At 65.2% G+C, this 11,010-nt stretch carries 12 protein-coding genes and 1 pseudogene; 12 read left to right on the top strand and 1 reads right to left on the bottom strand.

Features of this window, described 5'->3' with window-relative positions:
- From VDQ18_RS20560 to VDQ18_RS20515, 10 genes and pseudogenes are all read left to right on the top strand, one after another.
- Window positions 1-659: pseudogene (locus VDQ18_RS20560) on the top strand (DUF932 domain-containing protein); the annotation flags it as partial.
- Between the two features lie 126 nt (window positions 660-785).
- A complete protein-coding gene (locus VDQ18_RS20555; RefSeq protein WP_107754793.1) occupies window positions 786-1,226 on the top strand; it encodes a JAB domain-containing protein in 441 nt (146 codons plus the stop codon).
- A 108-nt stretch (window positions 1,227-1,334) separates the two neighbouring features.
- The gene (locus VDQ18_RS20550) at window positions 1,335-1,853 is read left to right on the top strand and encodes a DNA repair protein RadC (RefSeq protein WP_107754794.1); all 519 of its coding nucleotides are present in this window, start codon (window positions 1,335-1,337) and stop codon (window positions 1,851-1,853) included.
- A 101-nt stretch (window positions 1,854-1,954) separates the two neighbouring features.
- Window positions 1,955-2,446 carry a DUF6878 family protein gene (locus tag VDQ18_RS20545; protein ID WP_284165685.1) on the top strand — a complete coding sequence of 164 codons (492 nt, stop codon included), beginning with the start codon at window positions 1,955-1,957 and terminating at the stop codon, window positions 2,444-2,446.
- A 10-nt stretch (window positions 2,447-2,456) separates the two neighbouring features.
- Window positions 2,457-2,834 (top strand): DUF6915 family protein, encoded by a 378-nt coding sequence (locus VDQ18_RS20540; RefSeq protein WP_107754796.1) that lies wholly within the window; start codon window positions 2,457-2,459, stop codon window positions 2,832-2,834.
- A 1-nt stretch (window position 2,835) separates the two neighbouring features.
- The gene (locus VDQ18_RS20535; RefSeq protein ID WP_107754797.1) at window positions 2,836-3,033 is read left to right on the top strand and encodes a hypothetical protein; all 198 of its coding nucleotides are present in this window, start codon (window positions 2,836-2,838) and stop codon (window positions 3,031-3,033) included.
- Window positions 3,034-3,109: 76 nt separating this feature from the next.
- Complete coding sequence (locus VDQ18_RS20530) at window positions 3,110-3,529, top strand: hypothetical protein (RefSeq protein WP_107754798.1); 420 nt, start codon at window positions 3,110-3,112, stop codon at window positions 3,527-3,529.
- Window positions 3,522-4,166 (top strand): antitoxin of toxin-antitoxin stability system, encoded by a 645-nt coding sequence (locus VDQ18_RS20525; protein WP_323022747.1) that lies wholly within the window; start codon window positions 3,522-3,524, stop codon window positions 4,164-4,166. Before VDQ18_RS20530 ends, VDQ18_RS20525 begins: the two co-directional genes overlap by 8 nt.
- A gap of 58 nt (window positions 4,167-4,224) precedes the next feature.
- Window positions 4,225-4,626, top strand: a complete 402-nt coding sequence (locus VDQ18_RS20520; RefSeq protein ID WP_284165686.1) for an MbcA/ParS/Xre antitoxin family protein — start codon at window positions 4,225-4,227, stop codon at window positions 4,624-4,626.
- Entirely contained in the window at window positions 4,623-5,324 is a 702-nt protein-coding gene (locus VDQ18_RS20515) for an RES family NAD+ phosphorylase (protein WP_035714335.1), read from the top strand. Before VDQ18_RS20520 ends, VDQ18_RS20515 begins: the two co-directional genes overlap by 4 nt.
- A gap of 612 nt (window positions 5,325-5,936) precedes the next feature.
- Here VDQ18_RS20515 and VDQ18_RS20510 read toward each other — a convergent pair.
- The gene (locus tag VDQ18_RS20510; protein WP_035714334.1) at window positions 5,937-6,233 is read right to left on the bottom strand and encodes a hypothetical protein; all 297 of its coding nucleotides are present in this window, start codon (window positions 6,231-6,233) and stop codon (window positions 5,937-5,939) included.
- 177 nt (window positions 6,234-6,410) lie between these two features.
- Here VDQ18_RS20510 and VDQ18_RS20505 point away from each other — a divergent pair, with 177 nt between their 5' ends.
- Together VDQ18_RS20505 and VDQ18_RS20500 are read left to right on the top strand one after the other, a co-directional pair.
- Window positions 6,411-10,772: a strawberry notch family protein gene (locus VDQ18_RS20505; RefSeq protein WP_323022746.1), complete on the top strand. Its 4,362-nt coding sequence runs from the start codon at window positions 6,411-6,413 to the stop codon at window positions 10,770-10,772.
- 3 nt (window positions 10,773-10,775) lie between these two features.
- Window positions 10,776-11,010 (top strand): hypothetical protein (locus VDQ18_RS20500; RefSeq protein WP_323022745.1); only part of this gene is annotated, 235 nt, incomplete at its 3' end.

Below are 11,010 nucleotides of genomic sequence, written 5' to 3'. Positions count from 1 at the left end.
ACACGCGCTGGAAGGTGCCGGGCGTGCTCGACTGGTCGACCGGGGTCTACAACCCAGATGTCGAGATCAGCCGCGACACGACCACGCTTTATGCCTCTGACCGCGATGTCTTCCTGTTCCTGGTCGACGATCACAATCCGATCGAGGCGGGCCGCCTGCCTGATGGCTCCCCTGATCTCTACTTCCGGGGCTTCTATTGCTGGAACTCCGAGGTCGGGGCCAAGACACTCGGCATGGCGAGCTTCTACCTGCGGGCCGTCTGCCAGAACCGCAACCTCTGGGGCGTCGAAGATTTTCAGGAGATCAAGATCCGCCACTCGAAATACGCCGCCTCGCGCTTCGCCCATGAAGCGGCCCCGGCGCTGACCCGTTTCGCTAATTCCTCGCCGCAGGGTTTCGTGAACGGCATCAAGGCCGCGCGGCAGCAGATCGTCGCGCGGACGGATGAGGACCGGGATGACTTCCTTCGCAGGCGCGGCTTCTCGAAGGCCGAGTCGGGCAAGATCATCGAGAAGGTGTTGATGGAAGAGGGCCGCCCGCCGGAGAGCATCTTCGACTTCGTGCAGGGCATCACGCGGTTGGCGCGCGACAAGACCCAGCAGGATGCTCGCCTCGACATGGAAGGGCGCGCGAAGAAGCTCCTCGACCGGGTCGGCTGACGCCGGGGCCCGCCACAGCGACCGCCCGCATGCGCGGCGGTCGCGCTTTCCCCTTCCACAGGCACGCCAGTTGCCCCGTCCCGATAGGGCAGGGGGCTTCGGCCTGCGCAATTCAGCGAAACCCCCATGACCCCCCAGGAAGAAACCGTCATCCTCGAGGCCCGTGATATCCTCGGCCGCTATCTCAGCCAGAACCCCGTCATTGGCAGCTGGCAGGCGCTGATGGACTATTGTGCTCTGACCGTCCGAGGTCCCAACGAGCGGTTCCATGTCCTCTATCTTGACCGCAAGAACCGCGTCATCTCCGATGAGCGTCTCTCGACCGGCACGGTTGATCATGTCCCGGTCTATCCGCGCGAGGTGATCAAGCGGGCGCTGATGCTGAATGCCAGCGCCCTGATCCTGATCCACAACCACCCGTCAGGCGATCCGACGCCCTCGGAGGCCGATCTCGGCATGACCAAGGAGATCCAGAAGGGGTGCAAGTATCTTGGTCTGATGCTGCACGATCATATCATAGTCGGGGCCGGGACCGAGCTGAGCCTGCGGGCCCTCGGCAAGCTCTGAGGGCCCATCGGACCCATCACCGCTGCCCCTTCGAGGAAGAGGGCGGCGGTTTGGTCTTTGACGGATGAGGCGGGGAGAGCGGCTTCCCGCGCCGTCGGAGATCTTCCCATGTTCGACCTGCCATTGCCCATCCACCCGACCACTTACGCGCGGGTCGTCCCACCGCACTTTTCAACTGGTGATGTCGACCCCAATCACCCCTTCGCCCTGACCCTGTCTCGCCGCGCGCCGGCCGATCTGATGTCGGGCCGGGCCGCCCCGCTCGTCCTGGCACGCTTCGAGACGTTGGCTGAGGCCATGCAGGGCGCGATCGACTATGCCGAGGGGATTGCCCCGGATGCTGCGCCCCAGCTCCTAGCGATCCTTGACCGTGACGAGCGCCTTGTGCTGGCCGGGGCCGCCAGTGAGCAAGCTGTCGCCTGGTGCCACCCGGTGACGAGCGCGGCCGAGGCGCGGGGCGTCGTGACCGAGGCGAGCCAGCTGCGCGCGCAAGCGGGCCGCGCGGCCGCCTGGGGTGAGGCCGATCTGGCGGTTCGGCTACGCCTCCGCGCCGATCTTCTGGACGGGCGTCTCGTCGACCCACTCTGGCGCGCTTTCGCCGCCCGCGCGCTGCAGGTCGCGGCGTGACGCCCGAGAGGCAGAGAAGGGCAGGGGGGATTTGGAGCTTGTCCGGGGGAGAGAGATCGCCCGGCCCGACTCCGATCCCTTTCCTTTTCCGGAGATACCCGATGAACATGACTGAACCCACCCTCACGCCGCCGATGGCACCCTCGACCGTCGACATGGCACAGATCTTCGCCGCGCATGCCGCGCGCGCGGCCCGGATCGAAGCGCTGCGCCCGGGCAACAAGGACCGCCTTTTCGACGGCCTCACGGCCGCTGGCATCACCCATGTCACTGTCACCTTTGACGGTGCCGGGGACAGTGGCCAGATCGAAAGCATCGGCGCCTGGTCCGGCGAGACCGCCGTCGATTTTCCCGCCACCGTGATCGCATACGCCGCGCTCACCTGGGACGATCCCGAGGTCGAGATGCGGCAGCTCTCGCTGGAGGATGTCGTCGAGCAACTGGCCTATGACTTTCTCTCCGACACCCATGGCGGCTGGGAGAACAACGACGGCGCCTGGGGCGAATTCTGCTTCGACGCCGCGGTCCGCTGCATCCACCTCGAGTTCAACGAACGGTTCACGTCGTCCGAACTCCATACCCACGATTTCTAAGGGGGCGGCGATGGCACATCCTTATCACCACGCCCTGTCCTCAGTGAAAACATGGGGCGGCACGGTCGACGACTTCATCGCGGTGCATGCCTGGTTCGACCAGAGCAAGGAGATTACTGCGGACTTTCGGCACCGGGCGCTGCGCCACCATGCCGAGGGCATTTTCATGGCCGAGACGATCTTTGGGGTGACCCTCACGCTCTCGACCGGGCGCATCATTCCGACCCGCTGGGTCGGCGAACAGCATGTGAAGGAAGATCTGGGCTTCATCCCGAGCTTCGCTGATTGGGTGAAGGCCATCCGACCCGAGCCATGGATGGGCCGGGCCGCGCAGATTGAGGCGCTGGTCGATCCACATCTTGCCTCACCCGTGGTCGAGGTCACCTGAGATGACCGACCCCGCATATCAGCGCCTCGGCCTGCCCGTGACGGCCTCGCCCTTCACCGTCCTGCGCGCGGCGATCCGGGCGCTCCACCCCGACACGCGCGCCGTTCGCGGCTTTCGGACGGCGCGTAAGCGCTTCTACCGGCAGATGCTCTGCGCGCATGTCGCGCGACAGGCGGCGGGCGACAAGCCCACCGGCTGATCGCGCCCAACCACCCCCATCATCCCGACACACCGCCCGGCCTCTTGGCCGGGTCTTCCCCATTCAGGAGGTTCCCATGGCGGATTACTTCACCCATTTCTCGTGCCTGCTCGACGTCGGCACTCCCGACAAGGCCGCTCGCGCGCTTGCCCTGTTCCAGAGCTTGCGCGAAACCGATCAGGATGCCGACGACCCGGAGGTCACGGGCTTTGATCTCGTGCGCCAAGATGCACCCGAGGGCAGCACCCTCTGGATCCATGACGATGACCACGGCGATGTCGATGCGGTCATCCGTTTCGTGCTGCGCCTTGCCGAAGAGCTCGACCTCACCGGTCTCTGGGGGTTCCAGTACGCCCTGACCTGTTCCCGGCCTCGCCTCGACGCCTTCGGCGGCGGCGCGCATGTCATCGACCTCGGCGCGCGCAAATCCGTCGGCTGGACGAGCGGCCAGGAATGGCTGGCCGCCGCGCTGAACGGGGAGGACGCACATGCCTGAGGTCATCTGCACCACAGTCTACCAGTTCCCTGAACTCTCCGATGCCGCCAAGGAAAAAGCGCGCAGCTGGTATCGCGAGCTTGGCCCCCACGACGATTGGTGGGACGCGGTCTACGAGGATTTCGAGCGGGTCTGCGACATCCTCGGCATCCGCCTGAAGACCACGCCCGTCCGCCTGATGGGCGGCGGCACGCGGGCAAAGCCCTGCATTTGGTTCTCCGGGTTCTGGAGCCAGGGCGACGGGGCCTGCTTCGAGGGCTACCTTAGCCACGCCAAGGGCGCGGCCGCGCGCATCCGGGACTACGCCCCGACCGACGCGACGCTGCGCGGCATCGCCGACCGGCTGCAGGCCATCCAGCGGCGGAACTTCTATCAGCTCGCCGCCGAGGTCAGCCATCGCGGGCGCTACTACCATGAATACACCATGGCAGTTGACGTCACGCGCGACGGTCCGACCTGGCAGCCGCCCACCGAGGACGCCGAGGAGATCGTGACCGAGGCGCTGCGTGATCTGGCCCGCTGGCTCTACCGCCAGCTTCAGGCTGAATACGACCACCTGACCTCTGACGAGGCCATCGAGGAGGGGATCATCGTGAACGAGTACACTTTCACCGAAGCCGGGCGCAGGTTTGGGTGAGAGCGCGGACAGTTCATTTGAGCTTTACAATGAGGCCATATGATCTATATTCAGGCCAATGGAGGGCGCCATGTACATTGCTGAGAAAATCCGGGAACCCGCACAGATCAACGCCGTTGCGTTGAAGGCCTATGCGCGCGTGGCCGATGCCTGGGGTCTCAGCCTCAAGGAAGCGGCTGGCCTTGCCGACATGTCGGAAAGCACGTGGAAGCGCGCCAAGAAGCCGGATTTCGCGGGGGAACTGACCAAGGATCAGCTTCTGCGGCTCAGTGCGGTGATCGGCATCTACAAGTCGCTCGAACTCTACTTCTCCGAGCCGCTCGCGCGAAGCTGGTTCACCCGACCGAACACGGGGCCGCTCTTTGGGGGAAGCCGTCCGGTTGACACCGCCATCGACGGGGGCTTGCCGCAAATTCTCGCGGTTCGGACCTATCTCGATGCGTTGCGTGTTGGGGCATGAAGCAGACCGAGATTTCTGATCGCGGTCTCGTTCGTCTCCTGCCCGCCACTTACCACAAGCCGCCATCCCTGCGTGGTCTCGTCGATACCGATGACGAGATGGAGATCCTCGCAGAGATCGAAGGTCTGACCAGCGGCCGTCTTCTGGCGGAACGTGGCCGCAACCCGCATCTGGACCCGCGCGAGCTTGCCTGGCAGCGGCGCAGCCGTGATCAGCGTATTTATGGCGACAGTCATGTCAACGCCGCCTTCACCTATACCCGCGCCGGCGGAAATCGCTTCAACACAGAGGAGCGCGGCGCATGGTATTGCGCATGGGATGTGATGGTGTCCGTCAGCGAAGTGGCCTGGCACCGCACGCGCGAACTCGGCTTTACCGGCAGCTTCCATGACAGCGCTCGCTATGTGGAATTGCTGGCTGACTTCATCGGCGTCTTTGACGACCTGACCGACGAGCCGGGCCATCCGGCTCTGCATCCGGATCCGGCTGTCGGATATCCCGAGGGCCAAAGCCTGGCCCAGCATCTGCGCCGGGCTGGATCGCGTGGCCTGATCTACCCCTCGGTCCGAGCTGCCGCGCCGGGCGGGAATTGCCTCGTCTGCTTCGAGCCCCACGCCATCCAGAATGTCCGGCCTGGCGCGTCTTGGGATCTTGTTTGGGATGGGACACCGCACTACTCGGTTACGGCTGTCGGCTGACGAGTATCGGCGCATGCGTTTTGGAGGGGCCGAAGAAATGGAATCGGCAAATGGCAACAGCGCTGACGTGACGATCTTGCAGCCATGTGACCATCCGGCGTTATTCGAGGCTTTGGACTGTCCGCCGTCACCTACGGACGCACTACGAGCAGCACATCGCCGGACGAAAGAGAGGTCATTCCGGCGAAACACATGGCTTCCAACGATGGACTGAGTCTGCCGGTCTTATGGGCTTCCCATGGACGCGCTGAAGACGACGACGTCTCTGCCCCAAGAGACCTCTATAAATTGCTTTGATGAATGCGATGTTCCAGCGTTATGGACGCTCCAATGCCAACATTTCCAAAGAACTGAGGGACTAGCCCAAGTGGAGGAAAGTCTGAAGACGCTGGGTTAAGCGACGGCCACGACTTGCGGTGGTTGCCGAAGATCGCAGCGGTGTATCTCCCGGCGTGCCGCCGGGAGCAGACCTTGGTCCTTCGGACAGGAGCTTGACCGAAGCTGATGTCCCAAAGGGATAATCTGCCAATCTATAGGTTGGCAACTACGCTCGGTTTGCCAAGCCACGGCATAGCAGAAGCTCCGGAAGGCCGGAGCTAGCCGGTGCCGTGCTCACTTGTTCCCGTCGATCCACTTCGACATCAACCCCTTGTCGCGGAAGCATTCGTCCGGAACGGCGCGGCGCTTGATGCGGGCGAGCTTCTCCGCGAAGGCCACCTGCTTCGAGGTCGGCAGCCGGTCCATGTCGGATACCGGCTTCAGCTGGGCCTGCGCCTCGATCCAGGCGCTGAGCGACCGGCGGTCCTGCTGAACTTCCCAGAGCAGGAGGGTCTGGTTGCGCAGGGCGAGCGAGCGCGCATAGGCGATCTGCTTGGGCGTCGCGGGCAAGGCGTATGTGGTGCTGTCCATCGGGAAACTCCCTTGCTGGCTTGGCCCTGAATATAGAACATAACAGGAACAAAATCAAGCCGAAGCTCTGGGGCGCGTCGGTTCGAGAGGGAGAGATGGGCGGGGGAAGATCAGGCCTGAGGGTGCCCGAGAGAGGGTGTCCGGGCCTGATCCTGTCCCTCATTCTGGAGCTTCCCGATGACCTATCTCGCACCCGTTGCGCCTCCCGTTCCCGTTCCATCGCGCGATCTCGCGCCAGCGATCCTCGCCGTCGCCGAAGTGTTGCAGCCCGATCTGACCCAAGGTTTCCAGATCGACGCGCTGCGTCTGCGGCTCGAGATGGAGCGCGCCTTTGGCGGCTCAGATGCCGATGGTTGCTGGGACTGGAAGCTTGCCTATGAGGCGGGCGAGGTGGCGCTGGTCCTCTTCCTGCGGAAGTTCGGCCGCGCGCTGCTGGCCCGGGCCGGCTCGCCTGCGGCGCTGCTGCCGATCCTCTCCAAGGTGGCCGGCCTCTTGCCGACGCACACCCGCCGCTCGGAGGAGATGGAGCGCTTCCAGCAATTCTCGACGCCCTTGCCCATGGGGCTCGCGGCGCTCACTGCTGCGCAGATCACCCGGCGTGACCTGGTCCTCGAGCCTTCGGCCGGGACCGGCCTTCTGGCGATCCTCGCGGAAATCGCCAGCGGCAGCCTCGCGCTGAACGAGTTGGCAGACACCCGCGCCGACCTTCTGCGCCTTCTCTTTCCGGGTCATCCCGTCACCACATTCGACGCAGCACAGATCGACGATCATCTCGACGCGGGCGTCCGCCCAAGCGTCATCTTGATGAACCCGCCGTTTTCGGTTGTGGCGAATGTCGATGGCCGGACGACAGAGGCGACAGCGCGCCACCTCCGCTCGGCGCTTGCCCGGCTCGCCCCCGGCGGGCGTCTGGTCGCAATCACCGGAGCCGGTTTCGCACCCGATGCGCCTGCGTGGGCAGAGACATTCGGCCGCCTGACCGAGAGTGCCCATCTGGTCTTCACCGGCGCTGTGTCGGGCGCTGCTTTCGCCAAGCACGGCACTAGCTTCGAGACGCGGATCTCGGTCTTCGACAAATGCCGGGGCGGCGAGCAGGGTGGCATCACCGCCGATCTGGCACGGTCCATCTCGCCCGATGTGGCCCACCTCCTTGCCCGGATCACCGCCGAGGTCCCGCCACGCGTCGAGTTGGATGCGGGTGTGGGCGCATGTTCCCGGCCCATTTCCTCTTTCCGGGGAATTCCTTCCCGTGCCTCCGGCCCTGCCGCTCGACCCCAGCGGTCAACGGCGTCGGCCAAGACGGATGCGCATGTCACCACGCCCGATGCCGAGGACCTCGCCTACACGCTGCGCGAGACGGAGGACGGCCTCGGCTCCGCGCGCCTTTCTGACGAGATCTACGAGATCTTTCGGCTGCAGGCGATCGACATTCCCGGTGCCGCTCCACACCCGACCAAGCTTGTGCAATCCGCGGCCATGGCGTCCGTTGCGCCCCCGAAACCCTCCTACCGCCCGAAACTCCCCGCCGCCGTCCTGCGCGACGGCCTGCTGTCCGACGCGCAGCTTGAGACCGTGATCTATGCCGGTGAGGCGCATGACGCCTATCTCGCGGGGTCTTGGACCGTCGATGAGACCGGCGACACGGTGTCTGCCGCGCCCGACGATGCCGCAGACGCTGTCCGCTTCCGCCGCGGCTTCTTCCTTGGCGACGGCACCGGTGCGGGCAAGGGCCGCCAGTCAGCAGGCATCCTGCTCGACAACTGGTACCAAGGCCGCCGCAAGGCGCTCTGGATCTCGAAGAGCGACAAGCTTCTCGAGGACGCGCAGCGCGACTGGTCTGCCCTTGGCCAAGAGCGGCTGCTGGTGACACCCTTGTCGCGCTTCGCGCAAGGCCGCGACATCCCGCTCGCTGAGGGTATCCTGTTCACCACCTATGCGACGCTGCGATCCGAGGAGCGGGGCGCCAAGAAATCCCGCGTCGACCAGATCGTCGACTGGCTGGGGGCGGATTTCGACGGCGTGATCCTCTTTGACGAAAGCCATGCCATGGCCAACGCTGCAGGGTCCAAGGGCGAGCGCGGTGACACGGAAGCTTCGCAGCAGGGCAGGGCGGGCCTGCGCCTGCAGCACAAGCTGCCCAATGCCCGCGTGGTCTATGTCTCGGCCACGGGAGCCACGACGGTCCACAACCTCGCCTATGCGCAGCGCCTCGGGCTCTGGGGCGGGGAGGACTTTCCCTTCGCGACCCGCGCCGAATTTGTCGAGGCCATCGAGGCTGGCGGCGTCGCCGCGATGGAAGTCCTCGCCTGCGACCTGCGGTCCTTGGGCCTCTACACGGCCCGGTCGCTGTCCTACGATGGCGTCGAATACGAGATGCTGGAACATGCGCTGACCCCTGAGCAGCGCGGCATCTATGATGCCTATGCCGGGGCCTTCGCCATCATCCACAACAATCTCGCGGCCGCGATGGATGCGGCCAATATCACGGGCGACAGCGGCACACTGAACCGCCAGGCCAAGTCCGCCGCGCGCTCGGCCTTCGAGTCTGCCAAGCAGCGCTTCTTCGGGCATCTGCTCACCAGCATGAAGACCCCCACGCTGATCGCGAGCATCGATGCCGATCTCTCGGCAGGCCACGCAGCCGTCATCCAAATCGTCTCGACCGGCGAGGCGCTGATGGAGCGCCGCCTGTCGGACATCCCCACCGACGAATGGAACGACATCCGCGTCGACATCACCCCGCGCGAGTACGTCCTGGACTACCTCGCCCATTCCTTCCCGGTGCAGCTCTACGAGCCCTTCACTGACAGCGAGGGAAATTTGTCGTCCCGGCCCGTTGTTCGCGACGGCCAGCCAGTCGAATGCCGCGAGGCTGCGCGCCGGCGCGACGCGCTGATCGAAAGGCTGGCGTCGCTGCCGCCGGTGCCGGGGGCGCTTGACCAGATCGTGCAGCGCTTCGGCACCGACCTCGTGGCCGAGGTCACGGGCCGCTCGCGCCGCATCGTGCGCAAAGGCGAGGGTCCTGCTGCTCGGCTCGTCGTGGACAGCCGGGCGGGCTCGGCCAACCTCTCGGAAACTGCCGCCTTCATGGAAGACCAGAAACGCATCCTGATCTTCTCAGATGCTGGCGGCACGGGTCGGAGCTACCACGCCGATCTCGGGGCCAAGAACCAGCGCCTGCGGGTGCATTATCTTCTGGAACCCGGCTGGAAGGCAGATGCAGCCATCCAAGGCCTCGGGCGCACCAACCGCACCAATCAGGCGCAGCCGCCGCTCTTCCGGCCGGTGGCCACGGATGTTAAGGCGGAGAAGCGGTTCCTGTCGACCATCGCCCGCCGCCTCGACACGCTCGGGGCCATTACGCGCGGCCAGCGCCAGACGGGCGGGCAGGGGCTGTTTCGGCCGGAGGACAACCTCGAGTCGCCCTATGCCCGAGACGCGCTGCGCCAGCTTTACCGCCGGATCTATCGCGGCGATGTGGCGGGCTGTTCGCTCGGTGCCTTCGAGGACGCCACCGGCCTGAGCCTGACGGATGACAACGGTCTGAAAGAAGACCTGCCCCCGATCACCACCTTTCTCAATCGCCTGCTGGCGCTGACGATCGACATGCAGGCCGTGCTCTTCTCGGCCTTCGAGGAATTGCTCGATCAACGGATCGAGGGCGCTATCGCCGCAGGGGTCTATGACCTTGGTCTCGAGACGCTACGTGCCGAAAGCTTCCGTGTCACGGATGCGCGCGTGATCTACACCCATCCCGGCTCCGGAGCGGAAACCCAGCTCCTCACCATCGCAGAAAAGCGCCGCAACACGCCGACCTCGCTTGCCGATGCTCTCGACTGGCTCGATGACCCGAAGGCCCGCCTTCTGGTCAACAGCCGCTCCGGCCGGGCTGCGGTGCAGGTGCCCGCGACCAGTCTGATGCTGGACGACGGTACCATCGAGCCGCGGCTGCGTCTGATCCGGCCGACCGAGGCGAGCACGGTTCCGGCCAAGATCATGGACGACACCCACTGGCTGGAAGCCGACCGCGCGGCCTTCGTCGCTGCCTGGACCGCGGAACTGGCCGAGGTGCCGGAGTTCAGCGAGTCCACCCTCCACATCGTTGCAGGCCTCCTGTTGCCGATCTGGAAGCAGCTCCCGCAGGACGAAACCCGCGTCTACCGCCTGCAGACCGACGACGGCCAGCGCATCATAGGCCGCCGCGTCTCGCCCGCTTGGGTCGCGACCACACTTGCCGCCGATGCGCCGAAGCTCTCGGCCGCGCAGGTCCATGCCATCGTTCTGGAGGGCAAGACGGTCGTGCGGCTCGCCGAGGGGATGGAACTCCACCGTTCACGCGTCATGGGCGTGAACCGGATCGAGCTCTCCGGCTTCACTGATGCCTCCAAAGACCGGCTGAAGGCCGATGGCTTCTTCTCGGAGATAATCAGCTGGAAACTGCGTCTCTTCTGCCCGGCGGACTCGGGCGGCATTGCCGTGCTGGATCGTCTGCTTGCACGTTGTCCTGTAACGGGACTACATGCACGCGGAGGGTGTTGATCCATGTATTCCGAGACTGAAGAGGTGATCCGAGCCCTCGCAGAAAACGCCGAAGGCGTCTGTCGCGCTTACCTTCCCGCCGGTCGGCGGGAAGGGTCCTACTGGATCGTAGGCGATCTGCAGAACAACCCCGGCCGGTCGCTCTTTGTGCGGCTGACTGGACCCGCCTCAGGGCCGGGCGCGGCCGGCAAGTTCACCGAACATGTTGCGGCGCGGGTTATGTTGCGGTGGCGTGAAC

The sequence above is a fragment of the Pararhodobacter sp. genome (assembly GCF_034676075.1).
Lineage (GTDB): Bacteria > Pseudomonadota > Alphaproteobacteria > Rhodobacterales > Rhodobacteraceae > Pararhodobacter.
This window is presented reverse-complemented; position numbering and strand designations above follow the sequence as displayed.

What these genes read in the sequence shown, in the direction of transcription:
- VDQ18_RS20555 (WP_107754793.1), top strand. Translation starts at nt 786, where the DNA reads ATGACCCCCCAGGAAGAAACCGTCATCCTCGAGGCCCGTGATATCCTC.
- VDQ18_RS20550 (WP_107754794.1), top strand. Translation starts at nt 1,335, where the DNA reads ATGTTCGACCTGCCATTGCCCATCCACCCGACCACTTACGCGCGGGTC.
- VDQ18_RS20545 (WP_284165685.1), top strand. Translation starts at nt 1,955, where the DNA reads ATGAACATGACTGAACCCACCCTCACGCCGCCGATGGCACCCTCGACC.
- VDQ18_RS20540 (WP_107754796.1), top strand. Translation starts at nt 2,457, where the DNA reads ATGGCACATCCTTATCACCACGCCCTGTCCTCAGTGAAAACATGGGGC.
- VDQ18_RS20535 (WP_107754797.1), top strand. Translation starts at nt 2,836, where the DNA reads ATGACCGACCCCGCATATCAGCGCCTCGGCCTGCCCGTGACGGCCTCG.
- VDQ18_RS20530 (WP_107754798.1), top strand. Translation starts at nt 3,110, where the DNA reads ATGGCGGATTACTTCACCCATTTCTCGTGCCTGCTCGACGTCGGCACT.
- VDQ18_RS20525 (WP_323022747.1), top strand. Translation starts at nt 3,522, where the DNA reads ATGCCTGAGGTCATCTGCACCACAGTCTACCAGTTCCCTGAACTCTCC.
- VDQ18_RS20520 (WP_284165686.1), top strand. Translation starts at nt 4,225, where the DNA reads ATGGAGGGCGCCATGTACATTGCTGAGAAAATCCGGGAACCCGCACAG.
- VDQ18_RS20515 (WP_035714335.1), top strand. Translation starts at nt 4,623, where the DNA reads ATGAAGCAGACCGAGATTTCTGATCGCGGTCTCGTTCGTCTCCTGCCC.
- VDQ18_RS20510 (WP_035714334.1), bottom strand. Translation starts at nt 6,233, where the DNA reads ATGGACAGCACCACATACGCCTTGCCCGCGACGCCCAAGCAGATCGCC.
- VDQ18_RS20505 (WP_323022746.1), top strand. Translation starts at nt 6,411, where the DNA reads ATGACCTATCTCGCACCCGTTGCGCCTCCCGTTCCCGTTCCATCGCGC.